At 72.0% G+C, this 15158-nt stretch carries 13 protein-coding genes and 1 riboswitch; of the genes, 12 read left to right on the top strand and 1 reads right to left on the bottom strand.

What is annotated here, in order from left to right; translation table 11 throughout:
* Window positions 1–257: 257 nt before the first annotated feature.
* The 3 genes from dprA to ACFZA0_RS21000 all read left to right on the top strand — a co-directional run bounded on the left by dprA (window position 258) and on the right by ACFZA0_RS21000 (window position 3131).
* A complete protein-coding gene (gene dprA, locus ACFZA0_RS21010; RefSeq protein WP_391019476.1) occupies window positions 258–1373 on the top strand; it encodes a DNA-processing protein DprA in 1116 nt (371 codons plus the stop codon).
* A 282-nt stretch (window positions 1374–1655) separates the two neighbouring features.
* Window positions 1656–2498: an RNA polymerase sigma factor WhiG gene (whiG, locus tag ACFZA0_RS21005; RefSeq protein WP_391019005.1), complete on the top strand. Its 843-nt coding sequence runs from the start codon at window positions 1656–1658 to the stop codon at window positions 2496–2498.
* Between the two features lie 75 nt (window positions 2499–2573).
* Complete coding sequence (locus ACFZA0_RS21000; protein ID WP_391019473.1) at window positions 2574–3131, top strand: TetR family transcriptional regulator; 558 nt, start codon at window positions 2574–2576, stop codon at window positions 3129–3131.
* A gap of 79 nt (window positions 3132–3210) precedes the next feature.
* Here ACFZA0_RS21000 and ACFZA0_RS20995 read toward each other — a convergent pair whose 3' ends face one another.
* A complete protein-coding gene (locus ACFZA0_RS20995) occupies window positions 3211–3750 on the bottom strand; it encodes a peptidoglycan DD-metalloendopeptidase family protein (protein ID WP_391019003.1) in 540 nt (179 codons plus the stop codon).
* 552 nt (window positions 3751–4302) lie between these two features.
* Here ACFZA0_RS20995 and rpsB point away from each other — a divergent pair.
* The 9 genes from rpsB (at window position 4303) to ACFZA0_RS20950 (ending at window position 14599) form a co-directional block, all read left to right on the top strand.
* Window positions 4303–5229, top strand: coding sequence for a 30S ribosomal protein S2 (rpsB, locus tag ACFZA0_RS20990; RefSeq protein ID WP_391019000.1), 927 nt, complete (start codon window positions 4303–4305; stop codon window positions 5227–5229).
* A 179-nt stretch (window positions 5230–5408) separates the two neighbouring features.
* Window positions 5409–6245: a translation elongation factor Ts gene (gene tsf, locus ACFZA0_RS20985; protein ID WP_391018997.1), complete on the top strand. Its 837-nt coding sequence runs from the start codon at window positions 5409–5411 to the stop codon at window positions 6243–6245.
* Window positions 6246–6426: 181 nt separating this feature from the next.
* The gene (gene pyrH, locus ACFZA0_RS20980; RefSeq protein WP_391018994.1) at window positions 6427–7185 is read left to right on the top strand and encodes a UMP kinase; all 759 of its coding nucleotides are present in this window, start codon (window positions 6427–6429) and stop codon (window positions 7183–7185) included.
* Window positions 7186–7365: 180 nt separating this feature from the next.
* Window positions 7366–7923: a ribosome recycling factor gene (frr, locus tag ACFZA0_RS20975; RefSeq protein WP_391018991.1), complete on the top strand. Its 558-nt coding sequence runs from the start codon at window positions 7366–7368 to the stop codon at window positions 7921–7923.
* Window positions 7923–9047 carry a phosphatidate cytidylyltransferase gene (locus ACFZA0_RS20970; protein ID WP_391018989.1) on the top strand — a complete coding sequence of 375 codons (1125 nt, stop codon included), beginning with the start codon at window positions 7923–7925 and terminating at the stop codon, window positions 9045–9047. Before frr ends, ACFZA0_RS20970 begins: the two co-directional genes overlap by 1 nt.
* A 190-nt stretch (window positions 9048–9237) precedes the next feature.
* On the top strand, window positions 9238–10347 hold the full coding sequence (gene rlmN / locus ACFZA0_RS20965; protein ID WP_391018987.1) for a 23S rRNA (adenine(2503)-C(2))-methyltransferase RlmN: 1110 nt from the start codon (window positions 9238–9240) through the stop codon (window positions 10345–10347).
* Window positions 10348–10547: 200 nt separating this feature from the next.
* A riboswitch (TPP riboswitch) is annotated at window positions 10548–10651 on the top strand.
* A gap of 140 nt (window positions 10652–10791) precedes the next feature.
* Complete coding sequence (locus ACFZA0_RS20960) at window positions 10792–11832, top strand: thiamine ABC transporter substrate-binding protein (protein ID WP_391019470.1); 1041 nt, start codon at window positions 10792–10794, stop codon at window positions 11830–11832.
* Window positions 11833–11927: 95 nt separating this feature from the next.
* Complete coding sequence (locus ACFZA0_RS20955) at window positions 11928–13529, top strand: ABC transporter permease subunit (protein WP_391018984.1); 1602 nt, start codon at window positions 11928–11930, stop codon at window positions 13527–13529.
* A complete protein-coding gene (locus ACFZA0_RS20950) occupies window positions 13529–14599 on the top strand; it encodes an ATP-binding cassette domain-containing protein (RefSeq protein WP_391018982.1) in 1071 nt (356 codons plus the stop codon). The genes ACFZA0_RS20955 and ACFZA0_RS20950 overlap by 1 nt, the downstream gene beginning before the upstream one ends.
* Window positions 14600–15158: the final 559 nt, after the last annotated feature.

The raw sequence follows: 15158 nt of genomic DNA, 5'->3' as shown, positions 1-15158 counted from the left end.
ACCACCGCGCGGCGACGGGCACGGCACCACGGGCTCCCGCCCCCCGATGGAGAAGCGACCGCCACGACACCCGTGAGCGGAACGGCCGGGACGGCCCGAGCGCAGGGCACGACCCGGGCGCCGGGCACGGCCCGGGCGCCGGGCACGACCCTGGCGCCGGAGGCGCCCGGACCGGCCCCTGCGACCGAACCGACGGGCGACGCTGCCCCGTTGACGAGGGCACCGACGATGCCGACACCGACCTCCACGCCCGGGTCCTGCTCAACCGGGTCGTCGAACCCGGCGACGAGGCCGGCGGACGATGGGTGCACCGGACCGGAGCCGTCGCGGCCGTGCGCCGGCTCGGCGAACACGGGCCGCCGCCCCCCGGACTCACCGCCCGGCGCTGGGCCGGCTACCGTGCCCGCGCCGAACGGGCCGACCCCGCCCGGGACCTGACGGCCGCACACGAGGCGGGCGTACGGTTCGTACGGCCGGGCACCGCCGAATGGCCCGCCCAACTCGACGACCTGGGCGACGGACGGCCCATCGGCCTGTGGGTACGCGGTCGGCCCGGCCTGCGGACATGGGCACTTCGCTCCGTCGCGGTCGTCGGCGCCCGCGCCTGCACCGGCTACGGGGCACACATGGCCACCGCCCTCGCCGCCGGACTCGCCGAACGGGGCTGGGTCGTCGTGTCCGGCGGGGCCTACGGCATCGACGGCGCCGCCCACCGCGGTGCCCTCGCCGCGGGCGGCGCCACCATCGCCGTCCTCGCTTGCGGCGTCGACCGCCCCTACCCGCGCGGTCACACCCAGCTGATCAACAGGATCGCCGAACAGGGCCTCGTCATCGCCGAGTTGGGGCCGGGCGAACATCCGACCCCCAGCCGGTTCCTGGTACGCAACCGCGTCATCGCCGCCCTCACCCGAGGCACCGTCGTCGTCGAGGCCGCCCACCGCAGCGGCTCCCTCGTCACCGCCCGCGCGGCACAACGCCTCGGCCGCTTCACCATGGGCGTCCCCGGCCCCGCCACCAGCCCACTTTCCGCCGGAGTCCACGAACTCCTGCGCGCGGAGGCCGAACTGGTCACCGACGCGGCCGAAGTCGTCGAACTGGTCGGCGCCATCGGCGAACTGGCCCCCGAACGACACGGCCCCGTTGTGCCCCGCGACCTCCTCGACCCCGACACCCTCCGCGTCCTCGACGCGCTGCCCGCACGCACCGCGCTCCCGGCGGACGCCGTCGCCCGCGCGGCCGGGACCACCCAGGACGACGCCGTCGCGAGACTGTACGAACTCCGCTCCCTCGGCCACGTCGAACGGCTGGGCGACGGCTGGCAGTTGACACGCCAGGCGACAACATCCGGCCAGGAACGCCGAAACCGGCCCTGACCACGCCCGTTCAGCCATCCGAGGTAATCCCGACGCCCTTGCGCCACAGCGGAGTTGACACCGACCACGGGTCACCCGGACCTGTCCGGGTGACCCGCAGGAGCGCCGAGCGGAACGTATCTGCGCATGATTGCGGGCCCGCCTTCGCTCACCGCGACACATCAGTCACGCTACGCTCACAAGGATTTCCGAGCAGGCGGCCAACTCGACACCAGACCGACAGGTCCGGCGGACAGCCGGCAGACACCCCCCACATCACGGCAGAACGGCACAAGGCGACGAATGCCCCAGCACACCTCCGGGTCCGACCGGGCGGCGCTCCCCCCAGCCGCTCGCGACGGTGGCAGCGTGCGGCCCCCCGCTCCCTCGACGCTCGACGAGCTGTGGCGGTCGTACAAGGCGACGGGGGACGAGCGACTGCGCGAGCAACTGATCCTGCACTACTCGCCCCTCGTGAAATACGTCGCGGGCCGGGTCAGCGTCGGACTGCCGCCCAACGTCGAACAGGCCGACTTCGTCTCCTCCGGGGTGTTCGGACTCATCGACGCCATCGAGAAGTTCGACATCAACCGCGAGATCAAGTTCGAGACCTACGCGATCACCCGGATCCGCGGCGCGATGATCGACGAACTCCGCGCACTGGACTGGATCCCCCGCTCGGTCCGCCAGAAGGCACGCAACGTCGAACGCGCCTACGCCACCCTCGAAGCCCGGATGCGGCGCACCCCCTCCGAGACGGAGGTCGCCGCCGAGATGGGCATCGGCGTCGAGGACCTGCACGCCGTCTTCAGCCAGCTCTCCCTGGCCAACGTGGTCGCCCTGGAGGAACTGCTGCACGTCGGAGGCGAGGGCGGCGGCCGGCTCAGCCTCATGGACACCCTGGAGGACACCGCCGCCGACAACCCGGTCGAGGTCGCCGAGGACCGCGAACTCCGCCGCTTCCTGGCCCGCGCCATCAACACCCTCCCCGACCGGGAGAAGACCGTGGTCACGCTCTACTACTACGAGGGACTCACCCTCGCCGAGATCGGCAACGTGCTCGGCGTGACCGAGAGCCGGGTGAGCCAGATCCACACCAAGTCCGTCCTCCAGCTTCGAGCCAAGCTGGCGTCCTTCGGCCGATGACCCGGCGGGAGCGATTCCCTCCGCGGGGGACCCCTCCGTACAGTGGGCGACGTGCCAAGGATTCGAGCGGCCTCCGTGGCCGAGCACCGGTCGATGCAGCGAGCCGCCCTGCTGGACGCGGCTCGGTCCCTGCTGTCCGAAGGCGGGACGGAAGCACTCACCTTCCCCGCCCTGGCCGAGCGGACGGGACTCGCACGCTCCTCCGTGTACGAGTACTTCCGCTCCCGTGCCGCCGTCGTCGAAGAACTCTGCGAGGTCGACTTCCCCGTCTGGGCGGCCGAGGTCTCCGAGGCCATGCGCCGGGCGGACACCCCCGACGGCAAGGTCGAGGCCTACGTACGCAGCCAGCTCGCCCTCGTCGGTGACCGCCGGCACCGCGCCGTGGTCGCGATCTCCGCGGGCGAACTGGACGCCGGCGCCCGCGAGAAGATCCGCGCCGCCCACGGCGGACTCGTCGCGATGATCGTCGAGGCGCTGCGCGACATGGGGCACGCCGAACCCAGGCTGGCCGCGATGCTGCTGCAAGGCGTCGTCGACGCCGCCGTGCGACGCATCGAACTGGGCGCCGCGGAGAAACCGACGGTGATCACGGAAGCGGCGGTCGCGATGGCCCTGCGGGGCGTTGGGGGCTGACTCCGGCCTGCCGCGCCGGCCCGGAGCGAGGTCCGGTGGACGTGGACGCCGCGCCTTCGCGTGACCGGGGCCGGCCTCGTCAGCTCGCCGGACGTCCCGGCAGCGGCACCCCGAGCACCGGAAGCAGCCGCGACGGACTCCCGCGCAGCAGCCACGGCGGAAGCAGCGCGAGCGGATTGAGGTAGGCGTCCCCGCGCCGCAGCCCCCAGTGCAGGCACGACACCGGGCAGTGCGCGGGAGCGGGCGGGACCTCCATCGTCCCCAGCACCGCGCCTGCGGCGACCACCGTGCCCTTCTTCACCGAGGCCGGCGCCGACACCGGTTCGTACGTCGTGCGCAGCGGGGGACTACCCGTGCCCGCGAGGTCGACGGACACGACGCCCCGCCCCGCGACCCGGCCGGCGAAGGCGACCCGGCCCGCCGCGACCGCCCGCACCGGCGACCCCGGCGGGGCGCCGAGATCGACCCCGCGGTGCCCGGCCCCGTACGGCGTCGCGGGCGGAGCCCAGCCGCGCAGCACGGGAGGGCGCGGGGCGACGGGCCAGGCCCGGGCGAGCCGGGGCGGGGGGTCGTCGGGGGCGGGGGCGGGCGGTTCTGTCGCCCCTCCCGGGGGCCCCACCCCCACCCCCCTCCCCCTCCCCACCCCCTCACCCACCCCGCCCCAAGCTCTGCCCGCACCCGCACCCGCACCCCTCCCCGGAACGGCACCCTCCGCCCCGTCCCCGGAGGCGCGCACCACCACGCCCGCCGGTCCCAGCCCGGCCGTGCGCGTTCCCGGCGGTGTCTCGTGCGCCCGGCTTCCCGTCGCGAGGGGGAGGGCCGCGGTGGCTGCCAGGAGCAGTCGGAGGGCGGTACGTGTGTTTCGTCCTGCTCGTCGCATGTGGGTAGGTTCTCGCAGGTGGGGTGATCATGGCTGGGACCTGTGGACCGGTGCTCGGTTGTGGACAACGGCGTCACCCGTCGCTCCGCGGGTCCCGTACACTTCTCATGGCGACCCGGGTGTCCGGGTCGACTTCGCACGCCCCGACAGCGGCCTCCCAGAAGCCTTCGCACGCTTCTCGAAGTCGTTGGTCACGCCCCTCGGTCCCTTGTGGCACGGCGTATCGGGTGCGTCAGGCGCGGGAGCCGTCCGGTCCCCGCGGCACAACCGAGCAAATCAAGGAGAACGGCCATGGCCGTCGTCACGATGCGGGAGCTGCTGGAAAGCGGCGTCCACTTCGGTCACCAGACCCGTCGTTGGAACCCGAAGATGAAGCGCTTCATCTTCACGGAGCGCAACGGCATCTACATCATCGACCTGCTCCAGTCGCTGTCGTACATCGACCGCGCCTACGAGTTCGTCAAGGAGACCGTCGCCCACGGCGGCACGGTCATGTTCGTCGGCACGAAGAAGCAGGCGCAGGAGGCCATCGCGGAGCAGGCCACCCGCGTCGGCATGCCGTATGTCAACCAGCGCTGGCTGGGCGGCATGCTCACCAACTTCTCGACCGTCTACAAGCGTCTGCAGCGCCTCAAGGAGCTTGAGCAGATCGACTTCGAGGACGTCGCCGCGTCCGGTCTGACCAAGAAGGAGCTTCTCGTGCTGTCGCGCGAGAAGGCCAAGCTGGAGAAGACCCTCGGTGGTATCCGCGAGATGCAGAAGGTGCCCAGCGCCGTCTGGATCGTGGACACCAAGAAGGAGCACATCGCGGTCGGTGAGGCCCGGAAGCTCAACATCCCGGTCGTCGCGATCCTCGACACCAACTGCGACCCCGACGAGGTCGACTACAAGATCCCCGGCAACGACGACGCGATCCGCTCCGTCACGCTGCTGACCCGCGTGATCGCCGACGCCGTCGCCGAGGGCCTCATCGCCCGTTCCGGCGCCGGCAAGGCCGCCGAGGGTGACAAGGCCGCGGGCGAGCCGCTGGCCGCGTGGGAGCGCGACCTGCTCGAGGGTGAGAAGAAGGCCGACGACGCCGAGGTGCAGACCTCCGCCGAGACGGAGAAGGTCGCCGACGCCGAGCAGGCCGACGAGGCCCCCGCCGCCGAGGCCGAGAAGCCCGCCGACGAGGCTGCCGCCACCGAGGCCCCGGCCGCCGAGGCCGAGCAGGCCTGACCCCCGGGCCGCAGGGCCTGACGTGATGTGACGGTGGGCGGCGCCGAGCGCGCCGCCCGCCGTCCACGCGCAGGGTCCCGCGATCTTCGCGGCCCGAGCTCTTGGGCGGTCGCCCGCCCGAGGGCGTGGTGCCGCCGCCGACTTCGAGACTTCGAACTCCGAGAAGAGATTTACAGATCATGGCGAACTACACCGCCGCCGACGTCAAGAAGCTCCGTGAGCTCACGGGCGCCGGCATGATGGACTGCAAGAAGGCTCTCGACGAGGCCGACGGCAACGTCGACAAGGCCGTCGAGGAGCTGCGCATCAAGGGCCAGAAGGGCGTCGCCAAGCGCGAGGGCCGCTCCGCCGAGAACGGCGCCGTGGTCTCCATCATCGCCGACGACAACTCCTCCGGCGTCCTCGTCGAGCTGAAGTGCGAGACGGACTTCGTCGCCAAGGGCGACAAGTTCCAGGCCGTGGCCAACACCATCGCCGAGCACGTCGCGAAGACCGTTCCGGCCGACCTGGAGGCGCTGCTCGCCTCCGAGATCGAGCCCGGCAAGACGGTTCAGGCGTTCGTCGACGAGGCCAACGCGAACCTGGGCGAGAAGATCGTCCTGGACCGCTTCGCCCAGTTCGCGGACGGCTACGTCACCGCGTACATGCACCGCACGATGCCCGACCTGCCGCCGCAGATCGGTGTCCTCGTCGAGCTGGACAAGCCGAACGCCGAGATCGCCAAGGGCGTCGCCCAGCACATCGCCGCGTTCGCGCCGAAGTACCTGTCCCGCGAGGACGTGCCGGCCGAGGTCGTCGAGTCCGAGCGTCGTATCGCCGAGGAGACCACCCGCGCCGAGGGCAAGCCCGAGGCCGCGCTCCCGAAGATCGTCGAGGGTCGCGTCAACGGGTTCTTCAAGGACGCGACGCTCCTGGGCCAGCCCTACGCGCTGGACAACAAGAAGTCGGTCCAGAAGGTTCTGGACGAGGCGGGTGTCACCCTGAAGCGCTTCTCGCGCATCAAGGTCGGCATCTGAGTCCGTACCGCGAAGGACGCACGGCCCGGATAGGGTCGGCAGCAGTCGTCCGCGTACGCCGGCACGCACGCACGTGTGCCGGGCGACAGCAGATCTGACGAGGAGGCCATTGCCGCATGGGATGCGAACGACACCCCACCGGCAGTGGCCTCCTTCGCATGTGCACCACGAGGAGAACTCCATGACCACCAAGGCCGAGAAGAGCGACGGCGGCAAAGTGCGCCGCCGGTTCCTGCTGAAGCTGTCCGGAGAGGCGTTCGCCGGCGGCGGCGGCCTGGGCGTGGACCCCGACGTGGTGCACGCCATCGCCCGTGAGATCGCCGCCGTCGTCCGTGACGGCGCGGAGATCGCCGTCGTCATCGGCGGCGGGAACTTCTTCCGCGGCGCGGAGCTCCAGCAGCGCGGCATGGACCGGGCGCGCTCCGACTACATGGGCATGCTCGGCACCGTCATGAACTGCCTGGCCCTCCAGGACTTCCTGGAGAAGGAGGGCATCGACAGCCGGGTGCAGACCGCCATCACGATGGGGCAGGTCGCCGAGCCGTACATTCCGCTGCGCGCCGTCCGTCACCTGGAGAAGGGCCGCGTGGTCATCTTCGGTGCCGGGATGGGCATGCCGTACTTCTCCACCGACACCACCGCGGCGCAGCGCGCCCTGGAGATCGACGCGGAGGCGCTGCTGATGGGCAAGAACGGCGTCGACGGTGTGTACGACTCCGACCCCAAGAAGAACCCGGACGCGGTCAAGTTCGACTCGCTCGGCTACGGCGAGGTCATCACCCGGGACCTGAAGGTCGCGGACGCGACGGCCGTCACGCTGTGCCGTGACAACCAGCTCCCGATCGTGGTCTTCGAACTGCTCGCCGAGGGCAATATCGCGCGGGCCGTCAAGGGTGAGAAGATCGGCACACTCGTGGGGGACCGGGCCGCACGCGCCTGAGCGCAGAACCAGCCGTCCGCGGGGCCGTCTGTCCGAGGACGCCGGGGACGGGACCCCGGCCGGGGGATGGACAATGTCCTGCCGGTCGGGAACCGTGCAGGAAGAAGACGCGACGCAGCCGGCCGACGGCGCCGACGAGGTGCCGCGGCCGGGCCTACTCAAGACACGCAGGAGCAAGTGGTGATCGAAGAGACCCTCCTCGAGGCCGAGGAGAAGATGGAGAAGGCCGTCGTGGTCGCCAAGGAGGACTTCGCCGCGATCCGCACCGGCCGTGCGCACCCGGCGATGTTCAACAAGATCGTGGCGGACTACTACGGGGCGCCGACGCCGATCAACCAGCTCGCCTCGTTCTCCGTGCCGGAGCCGCGCATGGCGGTGGTGACCCCGTTCGACAAGACCGCGCTGCGCAACATCGAGCAGGCGATCCGGGACTCCGACCTGGGCGTCAACCCGAGCAACGACGGCAACATCATCCGGGTGACGTTCCCGGAGCTGACCGAGGAGCGCCGCCGCGACTACATCAAGGTCGCGCGGACCAAGGGCGAGGATGCCAAGGTCTCGATCCGTTCCGTGCGCCGCAAGGCCAAGGACGCCATCGACAAGCTCGTCAAGGACGGCGAGGTCGGCGAGGACGAGGGCCGCCGTGCGGAGAAGGAGCTCGACGACACCACGGCGAAGTACGTCGCCCAGGTGGACGAGCTTCTGAAGCACAAGGAATCGGAGCTGCTCGAAGTCTGATGAACGACTCTTCCTGGGGTGCTGCGCCACAGGCCGGGTACTGGGGGCCGTCCGACGGGGGACCTGTCCAGGGGGTAGCCCCGGCGGGTCCCGCGTACGATGCGCATGACGCCCAGCAGACTCGCCCCATGCCCATCGTGCCCGACGTACCCGCACACGGCGGAGACCAGGATGACGACCCGGGGGCCGCTCGGCCGAGCGGCCCCCTGTTCCGCGACGAGACGCCGACGGCGCCGCCCCACGGGACGGTGCCGCAGAATCCGGAGCCCATGCCCGACGCCCCGCAGCCGGCGCCCGCGCCGCAGAGGAAGAGCGCGGGGCGGGACCTGGGTGCGGCCATAGGCGTCGGCGTCGGTCTCGGCGTGGTGATCATCGCGTCGTTGTTCGTGGTGAAGGCCGTGTTCGTGGGCGTCATCGCGGTCGCGGTCGTCGTCGGCCTGTGGGAGCTGACCAGCCGGCTGCGGGAGCGCAAGGACATCAAGGCGCCGCTCGTGCCGCTGGCGGTCGGCGGTGCCGCGATGGTGGTCGCCGGTTATGTCCGGGGGCCCGAGGGCGCCTGGGTGGCGATGGCGCTGACCGCGCTCGCGGTCCTGGTGTGGCGGATGACGGAACCGCCGGACGGCTATCTCAAGGACGTCACGGCGGGCGTGTTCGCCGCGTTCTACGTGCCGTTCCTCGCGACGTTCGTCGCGCTGCTGCTCACCGCGCACGACGGGCCGTGGCGGGTGCTGATGTTCCTGGTGCTGACGGTGGTCAGCGACACGGGCGCGTACGCGGTCGGCTGGCGCTTCGGCAGCCACAAGCTGGCGCCGCGCATCAGCCCCGGCAAGACCCGTGAGGGTCTGGCGGGTGCTGTCGCGTTCGCGATGGTCGCGGGCGCGCTGTGCATGCAGTTCATGATCGACGACGGCGAGTGGTGGCAGGGCCTGCTGCTGGGTCTCGCGGTCGCGGCGAGTGCCACGCTCGGCGACCTGGGCGAGTCCATGATCAAGCGGGACCTCGGCATCAAGGACATGGGCACGCTGCTGCCGGGCCACGGCGGCATCATGGACCGCCTGGACTCGCTGCTGCCGACGGCGCCGGTGGTGTGGCTGCTGCTGGTGCTGTTCGTGGGTTCGGGCTGAGCGTCCGGTTCACGCGACGGTCCTCGTGCGGGCCGCCACCCCTCGGGGCGGCGGCCCGCACGCGTACCACCGCGCGTACGCCCGCGGCGGGCGGTGCCGGGCGCCGTGCGGGTCCGCGCGGGGCGGCGTCGCGGCCTCCGGAATCCGGCCGGTCGGGTCACCCGATCGGATCTGCGACACTGGTAGAGCCATGCCTACAAAGCCCGGAGAACTCACGTTCGTCGCCCCGCGCGGAGCCAAGAAGCCGCCGCGGCACCTCGCCGACCTCACGCCCGCCGAGCGCAAGGAAGCGGTGGCCGCGACCGGCGAGAAGCCGTTCCGCGCCAAGCAGCTCTCGCAGCACTACTTCGCGCGGTACGCGCACGACCCGGAGCAGTGGACCGACATCCCCGCCGGTTCGCGCACCGCGCTGCGGGACGCCCTGCTGCCCGAGCTGATGACGGTCGTGCGGCATCTGTCGACCGACCAGGAGACCACCCGCAAGACGCTGTGGCGGCTGTTCGACGGGACGCTCGTCGAGTCGGTGCTGATGCGGTACCCGGACCGGGTCACCATGTGCATCAGTTCACAGGCGGGCTGCGGCATGAACTGCCCGTTCTGCGCGACCGGGCAGGCCGGTCTCGACCGGAACCTGTCGACCGCGGAGATCGTGCACCAGATCGTCGACGGCATGCGCGCCCTGCGTGACGGCGAGATCCCCGGCGGCCCGGCACGGCTGTCGAACATCGTGTTCATGGGCATGGGCGAGCCGCTCGCCAACTACAACCGCGTCGTCGGCGCGATCCGCCGCCTCACCGACCCGGAGCCCGACGGGCTGGGCCTGTCGCAGCGGGGCATCACGGTGTCGACGGTCGGCCTCGTGCCCGCCATCAACCGGTTCGCCGACGAGGGCTTCAAGTGCCGTCTCGCGATCTCCCTGCACGCACCCGACGACGAGCTGCGCGACACCCTCGTGCCCGTCAACACGCGGTGGAAGGTGCGGGAGGTGCTCGACGCGGGTCTGGAGTACGCGGCCCGGTCCGGGCGCCGGCTGTCCATCGAGTACGCGCTGATCCGGGACATCAACGACCAGGCGTGGCGCGGTGACCGGCTCGGCCGGCTGCTGCGGGGCAAGCCCGTGCACGTCAACCTCATCCCGTTGAACCCGACGCCCGGCTCGAAGTGGACGGCGTCGCGGCCCGAGGACGAGAAGGCGTTCGTGGAGGCCATCGCCTCCCACGGGGTGCCGGTGACCGTCCGGGACACCCGTGGCCAGGAGATCGACGGGGCGTGCGGCCAGCTCGCCGCGACCGAGCGGTAGTCTGACCGGCGGACGTACCGTGTTGTTGTCGGTACGTCGGAATGTCGGTACGTCGGCCGATCCGGATGTCGGACAGTCCGAACGTCGGTTCAGCCGCATGTACGGGTAGCTGTAGGTACGGCAATCCGCATGTACGGCAATCCGTACGTACGGTGATCCGCAGAAACGGTCGGCCGTGCATCGGTACAACTGAAGATCTTCATATCCGACAGGGGAGCGCCACAGCGCTGAGAGTGCGGGCAACCGCAGACCCTCTGAACCTCGCCCAGGTCATTCTGGGTAGGAAGTTCGGTCACCACTCAAGCTGTTGCGCCCTGCCCGCGGCCCCCTTCGGGGTTCCCGGGCGGGGCCGCGTCTCTTCCTGGTCCCTCCAGGAGGATTTCCGTGAGCATCACCAGGGGCATCAGCCGCCGCCGGTTCGCCGCCGCGACCGTGGGTCTCGGCATGGCCGGCGTCGCCGCGCTGTCCGGCTGCGGTTCGTCCGGCGGGCAGGCGTCCGGCGGCTCCAAGACCGTGACGCTGGTCAGTCACGACTCGTGGGCCGTCTCCAAGAGCGTCCTCGCCGCCTTCGAGAAGCAGTCCGGCTACAAGGTCAAGGTCCTCAAGGACGGTGACGCCGGGCAGGCCGTCAACAAGGCGATCCTGACGAAGGACAACCCGCAGGGCGACGTCTTCTTCGGCGTCGACAACACGCTGCTGTCGCGTGCCCTCGACAACGGGCTGTTCCAGTCGTACACCGCGAAGGGCCTCGACACGGTCGGCTCGCAGTTCCGGCTCGACCCGGACAAGAACCGCGTCACGCCCGTCGACTACGGCGACATCTGCGTCAACTACGACAAGGCGTACTTCACCGAGCACCACCTGGCGCCGCCCGCCTCGTTCGCCGACCTCGCCAAGCCCGCGTACAAGAACCTGCTGGTCACCGAGAACGCGTCCACGTCCTCGCCCGGCCTCGGGTTCCTGCTCGGCAGTGCCGCCGCCTACGGCGACTCCGGCTGGCAGGGCTACTGGAAGAAGCTGAAGGCCAACGGCGTCAAGGTCGTCGACGGCTGGGAGCAGGCGTACGACGAGGAGTTCTCCGGGTCGGCGGGCGGCAGGAAGGCGGGCGGCGACCGGCCGCTCGTCGTGTCGTACGCGTCGTCGCCGCCCGCCGAGGTCGTCTACGCCGACCCGAAGCCGTCGACGGCGCCGACCGGTGTCGCCGCGGGGACCTGCTTCCGGCAGGTCGAGTTCGCCGGGCTGCTGAGCAACGCGTCGAACACCGCGGGCGGCAAGGCGCTCATCGACTTCCTGCTGACGAAGAAGTTCCAGGAGGACATGCCGCTGAACATGTTCGTGTACCCGGTGGTCGACGGTGCGACGGTGCCCGCGGAGTTCTCGAAGTACGGGCCCCCCGCCAAGGACCCGGAGACCGTGGCGCCGCAGAAGATCGCCGACAACCGCGACCGGTGGGTCAAGACGTGGACCTCGCTCGTAGTGAAGTGACCGGGCGGGAGCCGGGCGGCGGGGCGGCGGGTCCCGCGGACCGGCGCCCGGCCCCGGGGCGCGCGCGCCGTGCCCCGCTGGTGCAGGGCGCCCTGATGGCGGTGCCCGTGGTGTTCTTCGCGGTGTTCTTCGCCTACCCCGTCGTCGCGATCGTCCTGCGCGGTTTCCACGCCGACGGGCACTGGCACTTCGGCCGGGTCGCCGACGTGCTCGGCGACCCGGACGTCGGGCACGTGCTGTGGTTCACGCTGTGGCAGGCGCTCGCCTCGACCGGGCTGACGCTCCTGGTCGCGCTGCCCGCCGCCTACGTCTTCGCCCGCCTCCACTTCCCCGGCAAACAGGCGCTGCGGGCGGTCGTCACCGTGCCGTTCGTGCTGCCGACGGTCGTCGTCGGCACGGCGTTCCTCGCCCTCGTGGGGCGCGGCGGACTGCTCGACGACCTGTGGGGCGTGCGGCTGGACACCACGGTGTGGGCGATCCTGCTGGCGCACGTCTTCTTCAACTACGCGGTGGTGGTCCGCACGGTCGGCGGGCTGTGGGCGCAGCTCGACCCGCGGCAGGAGGAGGCCGCCCGGATGCTGGGCGCCTCCCGGTTCGCGGCGTGGCGGCGGGTGACGCTGCCGGCGCTCGCGCCCGCCGTGGCCGCCGCGTCGCTCATGGTGTTCCTGTTCACGTTCACGTCGTTCGGCGTCGTGCAGATCCTGGGCGGCCCGGCGTTCTCGACGCTGGAGGTGGAGATCTACCGGCAGACCGCCGAGATCTTCGACCTGTCCACGGCCGCCGTGCTGACGGTCGTGCAGTTCGCCGCGGTCGCGCTGATCCTGTTCGTGCACGCCCGTACCGTGCGCCGCCGCGAGGGCGCGCTGCGGCTGGTGGACGCGTCGGTCACCGCGCGGCGCCCGCGCGGTGCCGGGCAGTGGGCGCTGCTGGCGGGGGTGCTGGCCACGGTCGCCGTGCTGGTGGTGCTGCCGCTCGCGGTGCTGGTGCAGCGGTCCCTGGACGCCCCCGGCTTCCGCTACTACCGGGCGCTGACCCGGGACGACGGGGGCACGTTCCTGGTGCCGCCCATCAACGCGATCGGCAACTCCCTTCTGTACGCGGTCGTCGCGACGGTCTTCGCCGTGCTGGTCGGCGGGCTCGCCGCGGCGGCGCTGACGCGGCGCGACGCGGGACGGCTCGTGCGCGGCTTCGACGCGCTGCTGATGCTGCCGCTGGGCGTGTCCGCGGTCACCGTCGGCTTCGGGTTCCTGATCGCGCTGGACAGGCCGCCCCTGGATCTGCGCGCCTCCTGGATCATCGTGCCGCTCGCGCAGGCGCTGGTGGGCGTGCCGTTCGTTGTACGGACGATGCTGCCCGTGCTGCGCGGTGTGGACGAGCGGCTGCGGGAGGCCGCGGCCGTGCTCGGGGCGTCGCCGTGGCGGGTGTGGCGGGAGGTGGACCTGCCGATGGTGCGCAGGGCGCTGCTGGTGGCCGCGGGCTTCGCGTTCGCCGTCTCCCTCGGCGAGTTCGGGGCGACCGTGTTCATCGCGCGCCCGGACAACCCGACGCTGCCGGTCGCCGTGGCCCGGCTGCTGAGCCGCCCCGGTGACCTCAACTACGGCCAGGCGATGGCCCTTTCGACGATTCTGATGGTGGTGTGCGCGGTGTCCCTGCTGGTCCTGGAGCGGCTGCGGACCGACCGGACGGGAGAGTTCTGATGCTGCTCGGTCTTGAGCGGGCCACCGTGCGGTTCGGCGGGCGCGCCGTCCTGGACGCCGTGGACCTCGCGGTCGCGGAGCACGAGATCGTGTGTGTGCTCGGCCCCAGCGGCAGCGGCAAGTCGACGCTGCTGCGTGCCGTCGCGGGGCTGCAACCCCTCGACGGGGGGCGGGTGCTGCTCGACGGCGGCGACCAGGCGCGGGTGGCCGCCCACCGGCGCGAGGTGGGCCTGATGTTCCAGGACCACCAGCTGTTCCCGCAGCGCGACGTCGGCGGCAACGTGGCGTTCGGGCTGCGCATGCGCGGTGCGGGCAGGGCCGAACAGGCTTCGCGGGTCGGGGAGTTGCTGGAACTGGTCGGGCTGCCCGGCGCGGACCGGCGGGCCGTCGCCTCGCTCTCCGGCGGCGAGCAGCAGCGTGTCGCGCTCGCCCGCGCCCTCGCCCCGAGACCCCGCCTGCTGATGCTGGACGAGCCCCTCGGGCAGCTCGACCGGTCGCTGCGCGAGCGCCTCGTCGTCGAACTGCGGGAACTGTTCCGCACGTTGGGCACCACCGTGCTCGCGGTCACGCACGACCAGGGCGAGGCGTTCGCGCTCGCCGACCGTGTCGTGGTGATGCGGGAGGGCCGGATCGCCCAGTCCGGCACGCCACTTGAGGTGTGGCAGCGGCCGGCCGATCCGTTCGTCGCGCGCTTTCTCGGTTTCGACAACGTGGTCGCCGCGAGTGTCCAGGGCCGTGTCGCGCTCACCCCGTGGGGCAAGGTGCCCGTCCCCGAGGACGCCTCGCAGGGCGAACACCCCCTGCTGGTACGGCCGGCCGGGGTGCTGCTCGGCCCCGTCGGCCAGGGCCTGCGCTGCGGGGTCGTCGCCCGCACCTTCAAGGGCACCCACGTGTCGGTGCGCCTGCGCCCGCTGGACGCGCCCGACGCGGGCACCCCGGCCGTCGGCGCGACGCCCGGCATCGAGGCGGCGTGCGCGCTGCGGCAGGCACCGGCGGTGGGCGACGAGGTGGGCGTGGAGTTCGACGCGGCGGAGACGGTGGTACTGGGCGGCGCGCCGCCCGAGAGCTGAGCCGCACCGGCGAGCGGTGCAACGGGCGGCGGTGCAACGGGCAGCGGTGCAACGGGGCTGCGCGGGAAGGCAGTTGAGGCGCACGTTCGGCTCTCGACGCCCGGCTCCCGACCCCGGCGCCCCGACGCCCGGCGGAGGGCGGGGCGCGCGCCCGACGCGATCCCCGACGTCGGCCCGCGTGCGGGAGGCGAGGGGTGAGGGGCCGGTCGGAGGCTGCGGCGCCTGTAGGGGGCGCTGCGGTGCCTATGAGGGTGCGGTGCCGGGGCGGTGCCGGGTCTTGGTGGGCCGTTGGGGGCGGCGGCGGGCCCGCGGTGCCGCCGAGGCGTGCGCGGCTGGTCTCCAGCCCGTGGCGGAGGCTGGTGTGCGGGATCAAGTGCCCTTGGCTGGCGGGCCGTTGGCGGCGGCGACACCACCGACGGGACTGAAGCGCGCCGCGACCGTCGGACCGACCCTGCGGGCGCCCACGCGGGTGGACGGGGAAATCCCGACGCCCCGACGCCCCGCAGGCAACGGGGCACCCGCGCCGGGCGCCCCGGGGGCCCCAAATCGGCGGGGCCCC

Source organism: Streptomyces sp. NPDC008150 (genome assembly GCF_042956945.1).
In the GTDB taxonomy this organism is placed as follows: domain Bacteria; phylum Actinomycetota; class Actinomycetes; order Streptomycetales; family Streptomycetaceae; genus Streptomyces.
The sequence above is the reverse complement of the archived record's forward strand: the minus strand, read 5'-3'. Positions and strand labels throughout refer to the sequence as shown.

Bases quoted from the DNA above. Each gene is read 5' to 3' on its own strand.
- whiG (WP_391019005.1), top strand. From the start codon at position 1,656: ATGCCCCAGCACACCTCCGGGTCCGACCGGGCGGCGCTCCCCCCAGCC.
- rpsB (WP_391019000.1), top strand. From the start codon at position 4,303: ATGGCCGTCGTCACGATGCGGGAGCTGCTGGAAAGCGGCGTCCACTTC.
- tsf (WP_391018997.1), top strand. From the start codon at position 5,409: ATGGCGAACTACACCGCCGCCGACGTCAAGAAGCTCCGTGAGCTCACG.
- pyrH (WP_391018994.1), top strand. From the start codon at position 6,427: ATGACCACCAAGGCCGAGAAGAGCGACGGCGGCAAAGTGCGCCGCCGG.
- ACFZA0_RS20970 (WP_391018989.1), top strand. From the start codon at position 7,923: ATGAACGACTCTTCCTGGGGTGCTGCGCCACAGGCCGGGTACTGGGGG.
- rlmN (WP_391018987.1), top strand. From the start codon at position 9,238: ATGCCTACAAAGCCCGGAGAACTCACGTTCGTCGCCCCGCGCGGAGCC.
- ACFZA0_RS20960 (WP_391019470.1), top strand. From the start codon at position 10,792: ATGGCCGGCGTCGCCGCGCTGTCCGGCTGCGGTTCGTCCGGCGGGCAG.
- ACFZA0_RS20955 (WP_391018984.1), top strand. From the start codon at position 11,928: ATGGCGGTGCCCGTGGTGTTCTTCGCGGTGTTCTTCGCCTACCCCGTC.
- ACFZA0_RS20950 (WP_391018982.1), top strand. From the start codon at position 13,529: ATGCTGCTCGGTCTTGAGCGGGCCACCGTGCGGTTCGGCGGGCGCGCC.